Below are 17,932 nucleotides of genomic sequence, written 5' to 3' on the forward strand. Positions count from 1 at the left end.
TATTGCGCTAACTCTTACGGCACGGGGCCGCGCATCGAATGGCTACCTCAGAACCGCACAATCCCGAGAACGATCCGCTCATCGATGCAGGGGCCGCAGCATCGTCCCCGGAGGAGCTCGAAACAGAGGCGCAGGTCGCCCTGGTGTGCCGATGCTATGACGAGGCGCGGGGCGACGAGGCGCCTGCGGCGCTGATCCGAATGCTGGATTGCCTTCTCGTCATCGGATCGAAGTTCGACGGGCCGAGGCCCTCGTACGACCAGTCCGACCGGATGATGGCGGCCAGCAACAAGGCCCGCAATCCGATCCGAGAGGCCCTGGAAAAGGTCTATCCGTACGACAAGATGCAGCTCGGCATGGATGCGTTGACCGGTCTCAAATTCCACTGGACCGAGACGCCAGAAGAGCGCGCCGCCCGCACACCACATATCATCGCGGACCTCGCGGACTTGGCCGCGATCTTCCGGAACGACCTGCGCAACGTTCTCCTGCGCCGGGCGATCAAGGATCGGGCCGACCAACGTCGGGACGACTCGATCGCAGGGCTCCATCCGGTCTTCCGCGAGATCATGGAAACCGAGATCCTCGACATTGTCGACGTGAAGGTCGCGTGATGGAGGGCGAGGCTCCTGCACCCGCTGAAATCGTACTGGCCGCCGTGACGGTCCGGCTCGGCCTGGCCGCCGAGGGCAACGACATTCCCGGCAACCTCGACCTGGCGCTGCGCACGATCATCACCGCGGCGAAGGATTTCGACATGACGCGCGCCTCCCCGGAGGCCATCGAACGGGCGAAGATCGCGCTCGCCGTCGTCGCTCCGGTCGCGACCGAGCACTTCGGCGGGTGGCCGCAGCCCGAGACCGTCGACATGGGCTTGAGCTGCGCCAGCAACATCGTTTGCACCTTCGGCACCGATCCGGCCGACCTCCCGCAGACGCACCGGGACCTGTTGCCGATCTGGGCCGATTGGGCCGCGATCCTGGTCGCCGAGGCGGACGCGGTGACGCGCTACCGGCGCCTTGCGGCCGGGCTCGGCCGAGACTTCGACGCCCCCGCGGCCGCGCCGCATTCCGTGCACTGACGAGGATTCGCGATGCCCGTTCGACTGAGCCGCTTCTACAACGACGAAGGCATCGGCCGAGGCTTTCAGAACATCGCCGGCGCGCTGGCGCCGCCGAGCGCCGACGATCAGCTCGCCGGGCAAAAGGCGCTGGAGATCAAGGAGAAGGCCGGACGGATCGCGCGGCTTTTCGACAACCCGAACGACCCGAGCTTCGACCGGCGCGCCACGGCGGCAGGGCTCCAGACGGGGTCACAAAGCCTCGAAGCGGTCGGCATGAACAACGCCACCGCGCGGGCCACGAACGCCGCCGACAATGCGCGGACCATCGCCACCAACGCAAACACGACCCGAGGCTCCACGATAGCTTCGCTCTATGGGTCGCTGAATCCGGGACAGGTACGGCCAATGGTTCCGGAGGAGGTGGCGAGCACCATCGGCCTGCCCTCAATGGCCGCGGCGCAGGGCAACGCTCCGGTTCTGAGCAGCGACCAGCTCAAGGCGGCGATCATCGGGCGCCTGCCCGAGAACGAACAACGGGCCTCGGCGCTTCACGAAGTGCCGGTGGAGCAGGTGCAGACGCCTGCGGGGCCGCGCATCGCCTTCCGGGCCGATTCGGTCGGCCAAGCCCCGACGCCGCCCGACGTTACGGGCAAGGTTACGAACTACACGGGGCCGAACGGGGCCAAGGGCACGGCGGTGCCGGGTCCGGGGGGCAAGCTGTTCGACACGCAGACCGGAGCCGAGGTGCCGGCGCAATCGACGGTCTACAATGGGCAGGCCACGGGCACTCCCGGCGAGTTCGGCAAGACGACCGAGGCGCAGGGCCGTGCCGCCTATGCATCCGACATGGTCGAAGGCGCGACGCGGGACATCCTGACGGCCTTCGATACCGGCAAGCTCCCGACCCGCACCGACACGGCGCTGCGCAGCGCGGCCGAGGCACTTCCGAGCATCCTGTCGCCCGAGCTCACGACGAACATGTCCCCCGAAGGCCAGGTGTTCTTTCAGAACGTGCGCACGGCCCTGCCGATGCAGCTCCTGACGCAGTCGGGCCAGGGCGTCACCGAGCGCGAGTACGAACGCAAGATGGCCGAGCTGGTGCCGGTTCCGGGCGAGGCGCCGGGCGTCACGGCAGCCAAGCGGCGCCAGTTCGCGACCTATGCCGAAGCCGTCAAGCGCCTGGCCGGTCCGGCGGGCGTCCGTCCCGCCGCAGCTCCTGCAGCGGCGACGCCCTCGACCGGCGCGGCCGAGAACACGGTCATCGAGAACGATGCGGGCGTGCGGATGATCCGCCGCGGCGGCAAGTGGGAGCCCTACAATGGATGACCTGCCCGAAGGATTCCGCGTCGTCTCGGCCCCGCAGTCGCCTCCGGGCGACGACATGCCGGCCGGCTTCCGGGTGGTCTCGCCTCCCGCCGCGCCCGCGCCGGAGGCCCCGTCCGTGGCCCTCGACGTTGCCAAGGCCGCCCCGGTCGGGGTGGCGAAGGGGACCATCGGCCTGGCCGGCCTACCTGGCGACGTTCAGGAGATGGGCGGCAGTCTCGTGGATCGGATCATGCTCGGCGTCGGGCACAAGGTCATGGACTGGACGGGCTACGGCCCGCAGGCCGGCACGCCCGAGCGCGCGGACTTCGACCGCATGTATACCGGCATAGGCTCGGGCGGCGGCCTGCCGACTTCGGGCGCGATCCAGCGCGGCGTCGAGACCGCGACCGGACCGTTCTACAAGCCGCAGACGACGGCCGGCGCATATGCGCAGACCGTTGGCGAGTTCGCGCCGAGCGCCGTCATCGGCCCCGGCGGTCTCGTGCGCAAGATTATGGAAACGGCGGTCCCCGCCGTCGCGTCCGAGACGGCCGGCCAGGCCACCAAGGGCTCGGCCGCCGAACCGGCGGCGCGGTTGATAGGGGCCATCATGGGCGGCACCGGTACAGCCGCCGTGCGTGCTCGAGCCGATGCGCACGACCGCACCATCCGCGCTGCGATCCCCCGCGGCATGACGGAAGCCGAGTGGCAAGCATCGCAAGGTGTGGCCGACACCGGCCGGCGCATCGGCGTCGACCTAACGGGGCCGGAGGCCGTCCAGCAAGGCACCGGTGGGGCCACCAAACTGGCCGACGTTCAGCGCTTCGTGGAGGGCTCGCCTCAGAGCGCCGCCCTGACCGGGATGATGGCGGCCCGGCCGGACCAGATGCGGGCGGCCGTGGGCAACGCCCTCGATACCGTCGCGCCGCAGAGTGCCCTCCCTTCGACGCTCGGGCCGCGCGCGGCCGAGACGGCCACGACGGCGATCGATGACGTGCGCCAGGGCATCAACGCCGCGACGCGCCCGGCCTATGCCGCCGCCGGCCGGCATGTGCTCGACCCGGCCGACTTCGACCCCATTGCCCGGGATCCTGCGTTCCAGGCATCGCTGCGGCGCCTGCGGAATGACGAAGTGCTCGGGCCGACGTACCGGGACCAGCCCGACAACGCGGTGGGGGTGATCGACGCCGTGACGAAGGACATGCGCGACCGAGGCGTGGCCCTCGGGAACGCCGCGAACCCGGGCTTCAGCTCGCAGACCGCCGGCCTCTACGGCAACGGCGCAGCCGAGGCCCGCGCCATCGCCCGCGATCCGGCCCGGGGCGGCGTCCAGGCCTATGACGACGCCCTCACGGCGCAGGCGCAGGCGCGGCAGCAGAACCTGGCCCCGCTGGAGCAAGGGCCACTCGGGCGCGTGGCCGAGGCGACCAGCACCGACGCGGCCGGCCGGGCGGTGCTCCCCGGCGCGGGCAGTCCGCACCTCAACGTCGGCGGCCAGGGGGAGCTTGCAGACGCCGTGACCCGTCTCGCCGCGCGCGATCCGGACCTGACGGCGCAACTCATCCGCCAGCGTCTCGCCAACCAGGCCGACACCAGCATGACGCGGCTTGTCGGTGGCGAGGCGCAGGGCGGTGGTGCCCGCTACGCGAAGGATATCGCCGGCACGGACCAGCAAGCGGCCAACCTGCAGGCCGTTCTTAGCGCTCTGCCGAACAGCCCGGGCGCCCGCGCGGCGATGGAGGATCTCCTGCAGACCTTGCGCGCCACCGGACAGCGCAAGCCGCAGGGGAGTCCAACCGACTTCAACGCGCAGTACCGGGCCGAGATCGGGGCCGAGACCTTGCCGCAGCAGGCAAGCACGGCGCTGCGGACCGGCGGGCGTTCGCTCCTGTCCAACGTCGGGGACGCCACGCGGCGGGCCTACCTTGGGCGCAACAACGAACGACTGGCCGAGACCTTCGCGGCCCCGGACAGCGTGGAGCGCCTGAAGGCGATCATCATGCGGGGGGCCGAGACGCCGTTCACCGACGCGGCGCTTCGGGCCCTCATCATGGCGCCGATGGCGATCAACAGCCGATGACGGCGACGCTTTGCCTAAGTGTGGGACGTCTCGACGAAAAGCATTCGGGGTTCGTCGGATCGTTTCTCCGCGCTGATAGGCGAGAAAACCTACAGCTGCGGCCTAACTTGCTGCCTGAGGAGTTACGTCGACGCTCGGAGGTGCTGCCGGGAACGGACACTCCTCCAGCTCCATTCTGCCCCGGCGGAGAAGCAGTTCTTTGAGATTCCCCCGCGCAGCTACGCGATGGTTTCGCAGTTCGATTTGAGCCTCTGAAAAACCGAGCACCGCGTGCGCACGATCATGCGCTAACCCGTCGTCAGCGACACAGAAGGCACCAACGCCGCTGTCGCCTAGCGCGATTTCTCGGATTTCTTTGGAGAAGGCCCAAAGAGCGCCCTGATAAACGTTGCCGCTTCTCGCAAGCGGTTCGATCACAGCTTCAGTTATGAGTTTGACGCTAGAATATTGCGCCCTGCAAACACTGAGCACTCTAGCCTTGAGCTTGCTGTTCGAAAATTCCTTAACGCTGCCCTCAATGCAGGTATAAGGGTCTACTAAAGCATAAATTATTTCTTCGTCATCGCTTACTAATCCAGGCGAATGCTCGCTTTGCAGCGTGTCTTCGCAGCCGCAACCCTCTCGGGGCATACTCAACCCACAGTAAGATAGGCAAGGAGGTCGGTAGGAAACGAATGAGGCTCAGCGGCAGCGATCGCCCCCGGCACAAACGTTCCGTCTACACGGTAAGCGTAGCCTAGGACGCCATCGCCCTCAATGCTGACGACAGCATGTCGCCCGTGCTTGATCCATTCGAACCCAACTTCGCCGTCGTCGAACCATACGCGCGGCAGGGGAACGCCAGGCGGAAGGCTACCTGCGAACTCTAGGGCGTCGCAGAAAATCGATCCGGTCGCAGGGTCCGAAGGCGCAGTGCCCCACAGAGATTTCACTGCGTCCACAAGGCCCAAGATACGTTTGGCTTCCGCCTTCTGGCCAACGCCTTCAAGCGCTGACGCAGCGCGTCGAACGTCTGGCCCTAAATTAACCTTCGAACTCGTATTCCCCATGGGTCGCACGTTGATATGCAGCCCCAGGGGACGCGCTTCGCGCGAGTCGGTCCAAGCGTTCCTCATACACTCTGATATGCGCTTTCACGGGCCGAAAGGAAGTGGCTTTAACGCGCAGCTCGATCAACTTTCGGTCCGATAAGCTTTTGAAGCGCAGGACTCAGGAGAGCTTCGAACGTCTTCCTGATAGCTTCCCGGGCTTGATCGAACCACGCGACCGGATCTCCATCCGGTTTTCCGCGGATAGCTAGCTCCAAAATGCACGCGGGCTGATTGGCGTGTGAGCCTACGGAGGCCATTAACGTGAAACGCGACCCCCCTGGGGCCGTCGACGGCGCATGAAGCGACAGGTGAATTTCGCGCATGTCCCAATCAATTCGGACCCCATCGGGAAGATCGCGTTCAACATCGACACGAAGCCCTAGATGCTCGTGGAGAAAGGTGGCTTGCCTTCCATCGAACCCGTGAGTAGCCGTGAACGCATTCACGTACCTGAGGCTCAGATTGTCGACCTCAGCGTCTACGCGGCCAGCCTTCTGATATGCGGTGGTCACTGCGGCATAGCCTGCGGCGAGAGTGGAGCGGAACTCGCCCCAACCAGCATAAGGTGGGACCATGTTGGCGGTGAAGACGCCCGGCCCGAGCTGGAATAGCGGCCATCCTTCCGGCCGGCTCCGGTAACGGGTCACAACCTGGTTCGGCATCATCTCCATCGGGACGCCGGGCGGCACAAGAGACTCGACCACGCTGAAACCGAGCGCAGCGACCTCTTCTCGGAACTGAACGCTCGCACGCGGAAAAAACGGGTCTACAGCCGCGCCAGGGATAGCTGAGAGCTGAATCAGCGGCCAAAAAGCTTCGGCGATCACCTCGACCAATGGCGCTTGTTGGTAGGTGAAGTCCATTTTCGGCATCCTCGCCTGCGGCGCCTCTGGGATAGCGCAGACTCGTGAAAGAGACGTTAGATTTTGATGCGCTCGCTAGCTCTTCAGAGACTGACGGCCTCACTAAATCCATACCGTCGCCGAGCATCGGGACGGCTGAGCCAAGGGCGGAGAAACCGACGACCCCAAGCGCTGTGTGAGACATATATGTGAGAAGCGGGCGCAAGCCGGAGCTAAGTGCCTGGTATCGCTGGCGCGCCCTACGGGAATCGAACCCGTGTTTTCGCCGTGAAAGGGCGACGTCCTGGACCGCTAGACGAAGGGCGCCGCTGCGGTGAGCGGTTCTATATGCGGCTTCGGGCGCGGGGGCAACGGGGGAATCGCCGCGGGTTTGCGGCTTGACGAATGCGGCCCCGGCCGGTTTGTCGGGCGGACACGCGGACCGCTCCTTCCGGCGGCCGGAGAGCGGACCTGACTGCATGACCACGCGACGCGACGGCCCGCCGGGGCCGAGGACGAACAAGCCCGGCTTTTCGCGCAGTCCCTTCCGGCGCGGGCCGCAGCAGAACCAGCGGGGCGCGGCGAGCGTCGCGGCGGCTGCCGGCGACCACGTCGTCCTCTACGGCTGGCACCCGGTGGCGCAGGCCCTGGCCAACGAGGGGCGCAAGCTGCACCGGCTGCTCGCCACCGAGAACGCCATGATCCGGCTCACCGAGGAGATCGGGACGCTGCGGATCGATCCCGAGCTGGTGCGCCCGAGCGCGATCAACGCGCTGCTCGGACCCGACGCCGTGCACCAGGGCCTCTACCTGGAGGCCGACCCCCTGCCGGGGCCGGATCTCGACGAGCTGGGCGACGACGTGCTGCTCCTCGCCCTCGACCAGATCACCGATCCGCACAATGTCGGCGCCATCGTGCGCACCGCCGCCGCCTTCGGGGTGGCGGGCATCATCACCACCGCGCGGCACTCGCCCAACGCCACGGGCGTGCTGGCCAAATCCGCCTCGGGCGGCCTGGAGCACGTGCCCCTGATCGTGGTCCGCAACCTATCGGACGCCCTGGTCGACCTCGGCAAGCGCGGCTTCACCCGGATCGGCCTCGATTCCGACGCCGAGACCGTACTGGACACCATCGGCCCGAAGCGCCCGGCCGTGATCGTGCTCGGGGCCGAGGGCAAGGGCCTGCGCCAGCGCACCCGCGACAACTGCGACGTGCTGGCCCGCATCCCCTTCAGCGGCGAGATCCGCAGCATCAACGTCTCGAACGCCGCCGCGATCACGCTCTACGCCCTCAGCCCCCGCGGCTGAGTCACACCTGGGCGTTGGCGCCTCAGCGTTGGCGCCTCAGCGCCAGAACGGCTTGACCGCCACGAGGTCCCCGTGGGCCTCGGCGGCCGCTTTCAGCAGCTTCCGGCCGTCGGCCTCGTTGTCGCCGGCCGCAAGGCCCGCGGCGAAGGCCGTTTCGCCGGGGATCTCCTGCGGGTCGGGCACCGCCACGAGGCTGGCCAGCACCGTGTGGGCGGTGGCCTGGTCGTTGAGGCTGCCGAGATGGTCCTGCAGGTCGGACAGGGCCGAGACGAAGGCCTTGTGGCGCTTGCGCAGCTTCTTCTCGGTGTAGAGGCTGGCGAAGAACTCCGCGCCGTAGCGAAGCTTCTTCGCCTCGATCCGGACGCGGTGGCGCTCCTCGGCCTCCTGGCGGTCGAGGTGGCGGCCACGCTTGCGGATGCGGCGCAGGGCCTTGTCGAGCACCTCGGCGGCGAAGTCGCGCGCCGGCAAGTCGCGCGCCGGCACTCCGCGGTCCGGCACATCGCGGTCCGGGGCGGCCGGTCCGGTCCGCCAGGCGCCGGTCTCCAGCCAGGCGGCGACGTCGAGGACGAGGCCGCGCCATTCCTGCGATTCCAGGGTGGCGAGGACGCCGTCATGGGCGCGGTCCCGCTCCGCCTCGAGGCGCCGGCGCAGGTCGTCGAGACCGGCCTCGTCCGGGCGCCTGGCCATCTCGGCCGGCAGGGTCTCGGCCAGGAACACGTCGAGGTTCCGGGCGTGGCCGAAGGGTTCGGTGATGCGCTTGATCTCGTCGCGCAGGGTCGCGGCCGTCGCGTCCTGCGCCAGGACCGGCTTGAACAGGGTGAGGGCCGAACGCAGGCGGCGCAGGGCGACCCGCAGCTGGTGCAGCGCTTCCACGTCCCGGTTGTGCAGGAAGACGTCCTCGTTGAGGCGCAGGTGGGACAGGCAGGCGAAGGCGATGGCGCGGAAGGCCTCGCCGGCCGTGGCGTCCGGCGCCAGCGAAACCGGCCGCGCCTTGCTCGGGCGCCGCAGGGTGCCGTCGCGGAGGCTGAAGCCGCGGGCCGACTTGCTCAGTGCCCCGAGGCGGAGCGGCACGGTCTCGGCCAGGGCCTGGGCCAGGGTGAACAGGTCCTCCGACCGGCCCTCCTTGAGTTCGAGTTCGAGCTCCCACAGGGGCGCGTCGCCGTTCGGGGTCTCGATCCGACCCTCGTCGAAGGCGACCTCGATCCGCGAGGCTCCGTAGCGCACCGAGCGGCTGCGCCGCTCCACCAGGGTGGCGAAGGTGGGGGACAGCTCCGGCGCCTCGGCGTCCGCCAGCACCTCCGGCACCGGCGTCTCGGAGACCTGCGACAGGTCGGGCGCGTTCCCCGCGACGGGCGCCTCCCATTCCGAGCGGTCGAACAGGCCGGGGGCGGTGGCGGCGGCCTTCACGGTCTGGACGAACGTCTCGCCGTCGCGGCGGACCCGCAGGGTCAGCCCGGCCGCACGCAGGTCGCCGGCGGCCGTGTCGAAGTAGGTGGAGGTGAGGAGGCGGGAGTCCTCCGAGCCTTCCGCCTGCAGGAAGGGATGGCGGCTCAGCTCCGCGAGGTCGCTGCCCTCGCATTCCAGCTTCAACTCGATCTCACGCGGCGCGACCATGATGTGTCCCAAGTTTCGGCCCCGATCCGTCGTCCCCGACGGGGCGGCGGGCCCCCAGCGATCGGGACAAGCCCGGCCCGCGGCAACCGTTCCGTGCGGAATCACCAGCCACCGTCGTCGGTTATGGAGCAGGGCGACCCGGACGCGCGACTGAATTCGTGACGATTTTCATTCGCCCCCGGCGCCGAGTGGTGTAGCGGGAGGAACCGGCCCGGGGCCGGCGGGAACGAGACTCGTTGGGCGTGGTGATGAATCGGGAGCGGCTGAGGGCCGACCGCCTGCTGGTGGAACGGGGCCTCTTCGAGAGCCGCGCCCGGGCCCAGGCCGCCATCGCGGCGGGTCTCGTCCGGGCGGACGACCAGCCGGTGACGCGGGCCTCCGACCTCCTCGCCCGGGACGCGCGCCTCGTGGCGTCCGCCCCCCATCCGTTCGTGTCCCGCGGCGGGCTGAAGCTCGATGCCGCCCTCGACGCCTTCGGCTTCGACCCGGCGGGCCGCGTCTGCCTCGATGTCGGGGCCTCGACCGGCGGCTTCACCGACGCGCTGCTGGCGCGGGGCGCCGCCCACGTCTACGCCGTCGACGTGGGACGCGACCAGCTCCACGTCTCCCTCCGGGACGACGCCCGCGTCACCAGCCTGGAGGGCACCGATGCCCGCAGCCTCGACCGCGCCGCGATCCCGCGCCCCCCGGACCTCTGCGCCATCGACGTCAGCTTCATCTCCCTCCGGCTGATCCTGCCGGCCCTCCTGCCGCTGCTGGCCCCCGGCGCCGACCTCGCGGCGCTGATCAAGCCGCAATTCGAGGCCGGGCGCGACCGGGTCGGGCGCGGCGGGATCGTCCGCGATCCCGCCATCCACGACGCCGTCTGCGCCGAGATCCGCGCCGCCCTCGAGGCTCTGGGGCTTCAGATCCTCGGCCTCATCCCGTCACCCGTCGCCGGCGGCGACGGCAACCGCGAGTTCCTGATCGGGGCGCGCCTGGACCCACGACCATGACCGAGCCGGACACCCAGCCGACCCCCGAGACCCTGGAGATCCGCCGCCTCGGCGCCCGCGGCGACGGGCTGGCCGAGGACGGCACCGCCGTCGCCCTGGCGCTGCCGGGGGAGCGCGTCACGGTGCTGCGGGCGGGCACGCGCGGGACGCTCGTCGATGTTCTGCACGCCTCGCCGGATCGCATCGCGCCGTTCTGCCCGTATTTCGGCACCTGCGGCGGCTGCACCGTGCAGCACCTCGCGCCCGGGCCCTACGCCGCCTGGAAGCGGGACCACCTCGTCCAGGCGCTGTCCCATGCGGGGCTCGCCGTCGCGCCGGAGCCGCTGGTCGATGCCCGCGGGGCCGGGCGGCGGCGCCTCACCCTGCACGTGCGGGCCATCGAGGGCCGGGCGCAGGCCGGGCTGATGGCGGCGCGCAGCCACGACCTCGTCGCCATCGACCATTGCCCGATCACCGTGGCGGCCCTGCACCGGGCGCCCCAGGTGGCGACGGCCCTGAGCGCGCCGCTCGGGCACGGCCGCAAGCCCCTCGACGTCGCCGTCAGCGCCACCGAGGCCGGCCTCGACGTCGACATCCGCGGGCACGGACCCGCCGCCGAGGGAGTTCGCGCGGCGCTGGTGCGCCTCGCCGGAGACCTCGACCTCGCGCGCCTCTCGCTGCACGGAGAGGTGCTGGTGGAGCGCCGGGCTCCGGCGGTCACCAGCGCGGGCCTGCGGCTGGTGCCGCCGGCCGGCGGTTTCCTCCAGGCCACGGAGGAGGGCGAGCGGGTGCTGACCGAGGCCGTGGTGGCGGCCCTCGACAAGAAGACGAAGCGGGTCGTCGACCTCTTCTCCGGCAGCGGACCGTTCAGCCTCGCCATGGCGCGCAGCCGGGACGTCCATGCCGTCGAGGGCGAGGCGGCGGCCCTGGACAGCCTCGACCGGGCCGTGCGCGCGGTGCCGGGCCTGCGCCGGGTCACCACCGAGCGCCGCGACCTGTTCCGCCGGCCGCTGCTGGCCCTCGAACTCGACGCCTACGATGCCGTGGTGTTCGATCCGCCCCGGGCGGGCGCGGGCGCGCAGGCGGCCCGGATCGCTGAATCGAAGGTGCCGCTGGTGATCGGGGTCGCCTGCGACGCCGGCACCTTCGCGCGGGATGCCGCGACCCTGGTGTCGGGCGGCTACACCCTGGAGCGGGTGATTCCGGTCGACCAGTTCGCCTATTCGGGCCATCTGGAAATGGTCGGGGTGTTCCGCCGCCCGCCGCCACCCCGCAAGCGCCTGTAGCCGCAGCGCTCGACAACCGCCGGGCCGCTCTTAGGTAGAAGGGCATGCGCGTGATTCGTCCCACCCTGGCCGCGACCCTCGGCCTCCTCGCCCTCGCCGGACCCGCCGCGGCGGATCCCTGCGGAGACCTCATCGACCGGGTGGTGGCCGAGACCCAGGCCACCCTGGTCAAGCGGACGGCGGACTTCGCGGAATTCAGCGCCCCCGACGGGATCGGGATGACGCTGGCCTGCGGCGAGCTCTCGGCCACCGGCGTCCAGTTCCGGGGCACGCCACTCCCCGCTGGCTACTTCGATCTGTTCGGACGGGCGGGCCACGCCGTCACGGGCCTCGCGTCCGAGGACTTGGCGCAGGCGGCCCGGACGGCCCGCACCGCCGCCGCCACGACGCGGCACAGCAACGTCGATGCCGGGAAGGTCCTCGTGACCTGCTCCCTCTCCGGATCGCGCGAAGCGCCCGTCACCGCCTGCGCGGTGATCGAGCGCGACGAGCGCCGCTGAGCCTCGTTCAGGACCTCATGGCGAGGACCATGTAGCCGGAATACAGGAGGGCTGCGGCTAGCAGGAGGTAGACGTTCGGTTCCATGGCGTCCTGTTAGGCCGCCCGGGCGCCGTGGGTCGAGCGGACGCGCTGCCGCTGCGGCATCCGGTTCGCTTCAGACATCGTTAACCCTGTTCAGCCGAACGATGGCGGCCGGCATGGCCGATCCCCACGCCGTCGAATCGCACCGAGGAGCCGATGCCCCGTTCCCGTTCCGCAGCCCTGGCGATCGCGGGTAGCCTGACCGCCCTCGCGCCTGCTATCGGGGTCCTGACGGGCGGCCCGGCCCTCGCTGAGGAACCGCTGTTCATCCGCATCCGCCCCGGCGGCGAGGCGAGCGTCGGCTCCGGTGGGTCCGGCGCCTTCGACGACGCCGCGGCCCAGGCGGCGCGGGCCCGCAGCGAGGCGGTCTGGCAGCGGGCCGAAGCCCGGTCCCGCATCGCCATCGCCTCGGTCTGCACCGGCTGCCTCGCGGCCGTGCCGCCCTCCTCGGTGCCGGTCGCCGCACCGCCCGCCCGCGCCGATGCGGGCGGCCTCACGCCCCTCGCGGCCGATTCGCCGGCCGTTCTCCCTCCGCCCCTCGCACAGGCAGATGCCCCATGACGCAGGCTCACCCGACCAGCGGCGCCGTTCCCGATCCGGATTGCCCGGTCTCCCTCGAACTCCTCGGCCAGGTCTACCGGGCGGACGAGGAGGACCTGCCGGAGATCCTGGAGGCGATGTCCACGACGACGCGCGCGCGCCTCGCCGTCTACCTCTACGGCAAGAGCCACATGCACCAGCTCGGCCTGCGGGTCGCGCGGGCCTGCGAGCGCGAGGATCTCGTGCGCGTCGCGGACGAGATCGGTTCGGTGGTCTACGGCCAGTCCCGCCTGAAGCCGGCGCGCCCGGCGACGCCGAGCCCGGCCGCCGCCCCGCCGAAGAAGATCAGCCTCGGCGGATCGGGCACGAAGAAGATCAGCCTCGGCGGCTCCGGCGCGAAGAACCGCCTGTTCGACTGAGCGAACGGGTCCCCAGCCCGGATACCGGGCGCGGGACCCTATCGGTAAGGCCGAGCCGCCAAGCCGGCTCGGCGCGACCTATCTTGAGAGTGGATGCTGATGTTCGGTTCGTGGTGGAAGCTCGGCATGGACGCGACCCTGCTCGCGATGGAATCGCAGCAGGTCATCGCCCTGCGCCTCGCCAAGCTGGCGACGGGCGGTGCCGCGGCCCAGGCCGAGGCCCAGCACATGGTCACCGAGAAGATCATGGCCGCCCAGGAGGCCGCCCTGCTGATCGCCACCGGCGGCTCCACCGCCGGGGTCGTGGCCGGCTACCGGCGGAAGGTCCGCGCCAACGCCCGACGCCTGTCCCAGGGCTGAGCACCCGCCGCCATGCCGGGGCGGTTAACGCCCGCTTAACCATCCGGTTTCATCCTCGCCCGGGACGTCGGAACCGATCGGACGAGGAGACAGCATGAACCCCTTCGAGCAGCAGGTGCGCGAACGCGCCTATTACATCTGGGAAGACGAGGGCCGCGTGTTCGGCCAGGCGGAGGCGCACTGGCTGCGCGCCGAGATCGAGCTCCTGACCCCGTCGCGGATGGGCATCGAGGTGATCCAGGCCGCCACCGCGGACGTCACCCTCTCGGCCAGCCCGGCCGCCGTCCTCGCCGAGACTCTCAAGGCCAAGCCGAGCCGCAGCCGCAGCGCCGGCGCCAAGGTCGAGACGAAGGCGAAGGCCGCCGCCGACACGAAGGCCACCAAGCCGGTGGCCGCGAAGGCGCCCGCTGCCAAGACGGCCACTGCCAAGACTGTCGCTGCCAAGACCGCCGCTGCCAAGACCGCCGCTGCCAAGACGCCCGCCGCCGAGAAGGCCACCGTGGCCAAGGCTGCCGTGGCCAAGGCTGCGGTGACCAAGACGCCCCGGGCTCCCGCCCGCGGCCGCGTGGTCGAGAGCGTCGCCACCGTTCACTGAGACGCGCGGGCCGGAGCCTTCCGGCCCCGCCCCCGGACGAATCAGAGCCCGCTTCACCGGACCGGTGGGGCGGGCTTTTCGCTGGCCGCGGAGGCAGCCTCCACGCGAGGGACGCCGGAACGAAGGAAAACCTTGACCGTTGTCACGCCAGATCCAGAGACGTGGCCGCGGCCCTGAGGGCCGTGCGCCTTCCCAGGCGAGGCTTCCATGAAGACGACGATCGCGACCCTTCTGGCCCTCGGGGTGGCCGGCCTGCCGCTCGCCGCCCTGGCGGGACCCGGCGGCCTGCGCGGCGGCCCCGCGCTCCTCGACGTCGACACCACCGGCGGCGTCGGCGGACGGGCGCCCTGGAGCAAGCCCTACGAGTATGATTCCGGCGGCGACAACGATCGCCGTCCGGAGCTGCCCTATTACCAGCAGGGCCGCGGCCAGCAGACCGGCGGTCCAGCCCGCAACCTCCTGCCCGACGACGGCCTGCACATCTTTCCCCGCTGAGCCCGCCGAACGAATCCCGCCATCCCGGCGGAACGGCCGGGAGAGCCATCCGTTCGCCCAGGGAGCCCCGGCCTGTCCGCCGGCGTGCAACCGGTTCGGGATGACGCGATGACCAAGACCGTACGGGCGGTAATCTTCGATATCGACGGAACCCTGCTCGACAGCGTCGACCTCCATGCCCAGGCCTGGGTGGACGCCTTCGCGCATTTCGGCGTCACCGTCAGCCACGACCAGGTCCGCAGCCAGATCGGCAAGGGCGGCGACCAGTTGCTGCCGGTCTTCCTCGACGGGGAGCGGGTGGAGCGCGAGGGCAAGACGATCGAGGCCTACCGCTCCGACCTGTTCAAGCGCGACTATCTCTCGAAGGTGAAGCCCTTCCCCGGCGTCCGCGCCCTGTTCGAGCACCTGAAGGCCCAGGACCTGACCCTCGCCCTGGCCTCCTCCGGCAAGGCGAAGGAGGTGGAGCACTACCAGACTTTGATGGGGGTCGAGGACCTCACCGACGTGGTGGTCAGTTCCGACGACGTCGAACGCTCGAAGCCCTTCCCCGACATCTTCGAGGCCGCCCTGACAAAGCTTGCCCCGATCACGGCGGCGCAGGCCGTGGTGATCGGCGACACGCCCTACGACGCCGAGGCGGCGGGGAAGGCCGGCCTTCCGACCATCGGAGTTCTCTGCGGCGGTTTTCCGGAAGCCGACCTGAGCGCGTCCGGCTGCATCGCCCTCTACAAGGATCCGCAGGACCTTCTCGACGGCTACGCCGCCTCGCCGCTGGCTCGGTGATCCGGCGACCGGAGTCCCGACGCAGCGGTTTCGGTCCGGGCCTGTCGATTCGGACGGGCCCGGTGGCAAATCGGCCACGCGGCGCGTGGGAACTGCACCGATCCACACATTTCCCGCGTAATCCCGCTTTGTTCCGTGGCGCAGGGCAGGATTGCGTGCCGGCTATGGATAGATGGCAAAAAACCCTGGCGCCGGGTCCTTCGATGGCGTAGCGAGCCGCCCGTGATCGCGCCTGATCACGCCACGGATCCGCGGACCATGCCCCAGCCGGCCCAGACGAACCTGAAAATGCACCCGGCCAGCGAGCCTGTTCCCCTTCGGGCCCTCATCGACGCGGCGGTCGAGGACCGCACCACGCCGATCAGCCGGCTGCTTCGCCTGATGGCCGCCCTCGACGCGGACACCAACGACAACGAGAACCTTCGGCACGTCCTCCGGGCCCGGATCGGCGCGCCCCTCAGCGTCTGATCGCACCGCCTTCGCGTTTGTCGGGGATCAGCGGAAACCGGTGATCCCGAAGAGACGAACGACCTGACCGGAATCGGGAGTCCGCGAGGTTCAGGATGAACCCGCCGGATCCTACGAGGCGCGCGCCCGCTCCCGGCGGCGAGGCCCCGGCTGGGCGCGCTTCATGCAGGCGAAGTAGAGCTGACGGCCGATCGCGTAGAGGCCGAGCCCCTTCGGGTCGGGCGTCGAGAACACCCGGTCGCGGGCCTCCGTGCGGCAGGCCGCGTCCTGCGGACTCTGGATCGGCGTGGATTCCCCCTGCGCCGAAGCCGCGTGAGCCATGGCCACCGAGGCGATGGCCGAGAGCGTCAATGCGAGCGCCGGCCCACGCCACATCCCTGTTGTCTGCATCCTGTTCCCCCTGCTGTCGTGGTGGTGACGTCGTTTCGGCGTGCCCGTCAGGGCATCACCCAGGCGCAATCGGCCTCGTTCGCCACGGTAAGGCACTCGAACGGGGCCCCGCCGACCATGGCGCGGTGCTCCGCGGCGCCGATGCGCGCACGCGCGATCCGTCGGCAATCCGGATGCTGCGGCAGGACCGCCTCCGCGGCAGCCCGGTCGCCGCTGGCCATCAGGACCCGCAACCCGACCAGGGTCTTGCAGGCGATGACGTCGGTGGGTTCGACCGGCTGGGCGCGGGCGGCGGTGCCGGCGGCGAGGCCGAGGAGGAGGGCCAGGGGGAGGACGCGCAAAGGTCGGGTCATCGGCGGCTCTTCTCCGGTGCGGCGGGTTTGTCGGACGTCCTGTCGGTGGCCTTGTCGGACGTCTTGTCGGCCGCCTTGGATTTCTCGCCCGCGCGAGGCTTCGCCACGGCCTCGGTGGGCTTGACCGTGCCGGCGACGACCCAATGGCAGACGCTCGTGGTGCGCAGGGTCAGGCAATCGTAGGCGCTGCCGTTCAGGGTCAGGTGCTCGGCGATGCCCGCCACCGCATCGCGCGCAACGACCTGGCAGCCGAGGTGGTCGGCCTTGTCGTCGGTGAGGCGCGCGACGGCGGTGGCCACCACGTCCCTGCTCTCGCGCAGGAGCAGCCGCAGGTTCGCCAGGGACGCGCATCCGATCGCCGGTACCGGTGCGGGGGCCGGCGCAGCCGGGGCCTCCCGGATGGTCGCCTGCGCCGTGCCGGCGACCGCCAGGGCGAGCAGGAGAGGTCGGATCGAACGCATCGGGAAATTCTCGGCAGAAACGAACGTGATCGGCGGCCGGCCTCTCGGGAGGAGGGCGGGCCGCCAAGCCATAACGCGCTCGCGGCCATTCCGACGCACGGCGGCCGCGCTTTCAGGGGCCTGACCGGCGCAGCTTGGCGAAGCGCCTGATCGCCCGGTCCCGGCGCAGGCGGGAGAGGCGCTCGATCCAGAAGATCCCGTCGAGCTGGTCGATCTCGTGCTGGAGGCAGGCCGCCCGGAATCCCTCGGCGTCCTCTTCGTGCTCGGCGCCCTCGAGGTCGCGGTAGCGAACCCGGATCCGCACGGCCCGGTCGACCACGTCCATCACCCCCGGCATCGAGACGCTGCCCTCCTGCTGCGGTCCGCGCTCGGGGGAGGCCCAGACGATCTCCGGGTTCACGTAGGCGGTCACCGGCTCGCCGGGCTCCATCCGCAGCAGCACCAGGCGCTGGCCCTGCCCGATATGCGGCAGGGTGAGCCCGAGGGCGGAGACCGCCAGCATCACCGCCTCGAGGTCACGGGCGGATTCGTGCAGAGCGTCATCGAACCGGGCGACCGAAGCCGCCACGAGCCTGAGGCGGGGATCGGGATAGATGAGCAGGGAGGAGGCGGACACGAGGGTCATTCCGGAGTGGGATGGGGGACGTCACGGTTGCGCGAGGGCGACCCGGACGCGGGTTCCTGGCCCGCGGCTTGCGGCGTTCGATGGATGACAAGCTCGACCCGGAGACGGAATGGCACGGCAACGCACCGAGACCCCATCGCCCAAGGGGGCCCACCGATTCCTGAGGCTGCGCGAGTCCGGCGAGGTCATCCTCGTCGCCCTCACCACGATCCTCGGCCTGCTCTGGGCGATCGTCCTGGTCACGCATTTCCACGAACCGCTCAGCGGCATCGGCCAGTCCCTCTGGCTGACGCGCTGAG

The 17,932-nt window shown here is 70.2% G+C and carries 22 protein-coding genes and 1 tRNA gene; 16 read left to right on the top strand and 7 right to left on the bottom strand.

Annotated elements, in window-relative coordinates:
• Positions 1-38: 38 nt before the first annotated feature.
• The 4 genes from ASG51_RS00940 to ASG51_RS00955 are packed head-to-tail and all read left to right on the top strand — an operon-like array spanning position 39 to position 4,448.
• The gene (locus ASG51_RS00940) at positions 39-614 is read left to right on the top strand and encodes a hypothetical protein (protein WP_156389517.1); all 576 of its coding nucleotides are present in this window, start codon (positions 39-41) and stop codon (positions 612-614) included.
• Complete coding sequence (locus tag ASG51_RS00945; protein ID WP_210168753.1) at positions 611-1,081, top strand: hypothetical protein; 471 nt, start codon at positions 611-613, stop codon at positions 1,079-1,081. Before ASG51_RS00940 ends, ASG51_RS00945 begins: the two co-directional genes overlap by 4 nt.
• Positions 1,082-1,093: 12 nt before the next feature.
• The gene (locus ASG51_RS00950) at positions 1,094-2,389 is read left to right on the top strand and encodes a hypothetical protein (protein ID WP_056378495.1); all 1,296 of its coding nucleotides are present in this window, start codon (positions 1,094-1,096) and stop codon (positions 2,387-2,389) included.
• A complete protein-coding gene (locus tag ASG51_RS00955; RefSeq protein WP_056378498.1) occupies positions 2,382-4,448 on the top strand; it encodes a hypothetical protein in 2,067 nt (688 codons plus the stop codon). The genes ASG51_RS00950 and ASG51_RS00955 overlap by 8 nt, the downstream gene beginning before the upstream one ends.
• Before the next feature lie 1,156 nt (positions 4,449-5,604).
• Here ASG51_RS00955 and ASG51_RS23045 read toward each other — a convergent pair.
• Positions 5,605-6,402, bottom strand: coding sequence for a TIGR04255 family protein (locus tag ASG51_RS23045; RefSeq protein ID WP_162245222.1), 798 nt, complete (start codon positions 6,400-6,402; stop codon positions 5,605-5,607).
• Between the two features lie 230 nt (positions 6,403-6,632).
• A tRNA-Glu gene (locus ASG51_RS00960) sits at positions 6,633-6,708 on the bottom strand.
• A gap of 152 nt (positions 6,709-6,860) precedes the next feature.
• Between ASG51_RS00960 and rlmB the strand changes: the two genes are divergently transcribed.
• The gene (gene rlmB, locus ASG51_RS00965) at positions 6,861-7,688 is read left to right on the top strand and encodes a 23S rRNA (guanosine(2251)-2'-O)-methyltransferase RlmB (protein WP_082513815.1); all 828 of its coding nucleotides are present in this window, start codon (positions 6,861-6,863) and stop codon (positions 7,686-7,688) included.
• 36 nt (positions 7,689-7,724) lie between these two features.
• Here rlmB and ASG51_RS00970 read toward each other — a convergent pair whose 3' ends face one another.
• A complete protein-coding gene (locus ASG51_RS00970) occupies positions 7,725-9,302 on the bottom strand; it encodes a CHAD domain-containing protein (RefSeq protein WP_056378500.1) in 1,578 nt (525 codons plus the stop codon).
• 248 nt (positions 9,303-9,550) lie between these two features.
• On the opposite strand from ASG51_RS00970, the gene ASG51_RS00975 reads away from it, so the two are divergent.
• The 10 genes from ASG51_RS00975 (at position 9,551) to ASG51_RS01020 (ending at position 15,804) form a co-directional block, all read left to right on the top strand.
• Positions 9,551-10,297 carry a TlyA family RNA methyltransferase gene (locus ASG51_RS00975; protein WP_056378915.1) on the top strand — a complete coding sequence of 249 codons (747 nt, stop codon included), beginning with the start codon at positions 9,551-9,553 and terminating at the stop codon, positions 10,295-10,297.
• The gene (locus ASG51_RS00980) at positions 10,294-11,562 is read left to right on the top strand and encodes a class I SAM-dependent RNA methyltransferase (protein ID WP_056378501.1); all 1,269 of its coding nucleotides are present in this window, start codon (positions 10,294-10,296) and stop codon (positions 11,560-11,562) included. Before ASG51_RS00975 ends, ASG51_RS00980 begins: the two co-directional genes overlap by 4 nt.
• Before the next feature lie 44 nt (positions 11,563-11,606).
• Entirely contained in the window at positions 11,607-12,062 is a 456-nt protein-coding gene (locus ASG51_RS00985; protein ID WP_056378503.1) for a hypothetical protein, read from the top strand.
• Positions 12,063-12,300: 238 nt separating this feature from the next.
• Entirely contained in the window at positions 12,301-12,705 is a 405-nt protein-coding gene (locus ASG51_RS00990; protein ID WP_056272679.1) for a hypothetical protein, read from the top strand.
• On the top strand, positions 12,702-13,103 hold the full coding sequence (locus ASG51_RS00995; RefSeq protein ID WP_056211116.1) for a hypothetical protein: 402 nt from the start codon (positions 12,702-12,704) through the stop codon (positions 13,101-13,103). The genes ASG51_RS00990 and ASG51_RS00995 overlap by 4 nt, the downstream gene beginning before the upstream one ends.
• A 99-nt stretch (positions 13,104-13,202) precedes the next feature.
• A complete protein-coding gene (locus ASG51_RS01000; protein WP_056211118.1) occupies positions 13,203-13,463 on the top strand; it encodes a hypothetical protein in 261 nt (86 codons plus the stop codon).
• A gap of 94 nt (positions 13,464-13,557) precedes the next feature.
• Positions 13,558-14,058 (top strand): DUF2934 domain-containing protein, encoded by a 501-nt coding sequence (locus tag ASG51_RS01005; RefSeq protein WP_056378505.1) that lies wholly within the window; start codon positions 13,558-13,560, stop codon positions 14,056-14,058.
• A 207-nt stretch (positions 14,059-14,265) separates the two neighbouring features.
• Positions 14,266-14,553, top strand: coding sequence for a hypothetical protein (locus ASG51_RS01010; RefSeq protein WP_056272673.1), 288 nt, complete (start codon positions 14,266-14,268; stop codon positions 14,551-14,553).
• A gap of 108 nt (positions 14,554-14,661) precedes the next feature.
• On the top strand, positions 14,662-15,336 hold the full coding sequence (locus tag ASG51_RS01015) for an HAD family hydrolase (RefSeq protein WP_056378507.1): 675 nt from the start codon (positions 14,662-14,664) through the stop codon (positions 15,334-15,336).
• Between the two features lie 288 nt (positions 15,337-15,624).
• Positions 15,625-15,804, top strand: a complete 180-nt coding sequence (locus ASG51_RS01020) for a hypothetical protein (protein ID WP_244472776.1) — start codon at positions 15,625-15,627, stop codon at positions 15,802-15,804.
• A gap of 111 nt (positions 15,805-15,915) precedes the next feature.
• On the opposite strand, the gene ASG51_RS01025 is transcribed toward ASG51_RS01020, so the two are convergent.
• The 4 genes from ASG51_RS01025 to ASG51_RS01040 all read right to left on the bottom strand — a co-directional run bounded on the left by ASG51_RS01025 (position 15,916) and on the right by ASG51_RS01040 (position 17,624).
• A complete protein-coding gene (locus ASG51_RS01025; RefSeq protein ID WP_244472747.1) occupies positions 15,916-16,179 on the bottom strand; it encodes a hypothetical protein in 264 nt (87 codons plus the stop codon).
• A 62-nt stretch (positions 16,180-16,241) separates the two neighbouring features.
• Complete coding sequence (locus ASG51_RS01030; RefSeq protein ID WP_056378509.1) at positions 16,242-16,547, bottom strand: hypothetical protein; 306 nt, start codon at positions 16,545-16,547, stop codon at positions 16,242-16,244.
• Positions 16,544-17,008 (bottom strand): hypothetical protein, encoded by a 465-nt coding sequence (locus ASG51_RS01035; RefSeq protein WP_200941311.1) that lies wholly within the window; start codon positions 17,006-17,008, stop codon positions 16,544-16,546. The genes ASG51_RS01030 and ASG51_RS01035 overlap by 4 nt, the downstream gene beginning before the upstream one ends.
• Before the next feature lie 112 nt (positions 17,009-17,120).
• Entirely contained in the window at positions 17,121-17,624 is a 504-nt protein-coding gene (locus ASG51_RS01040) for a peptide deformylase (RefSeq protein WP_244472748.1), read from the bottom strand.
• 118 nt (positions 17,625-17,742) lie between these two features.
• Here ASG51_RS01040 and ASG51_RS01045 point away from each other — a divergent pair, with 118 nt between their 5' ends.
• The gene (locus ASG51_RS01045; protein ID WP_056378511.1) at positions 17,743-17,931 is read left to right on the top strand and encodes a hypothetical protein; all 189 of its coding nucleotides are present in this window, start codon (positions 17,743-17,745) and stop codon (positions 17,929-17,931) included.
• The last annotated feature ends 1 nt before the right edge of the window (position 17,932 follow it).

Origin of the sequence: Methylobacterium sp. Leaf465 (assembly GCF_001424705.1) — a bacterium.
In the GTDB taxonomy this organism is placed as follows: domain Bacteria; phylum Pseudomonadota; class Alphaproteobacteria; order Rhizobiales; family Beijerinckiaceae; genus Methylobacterium.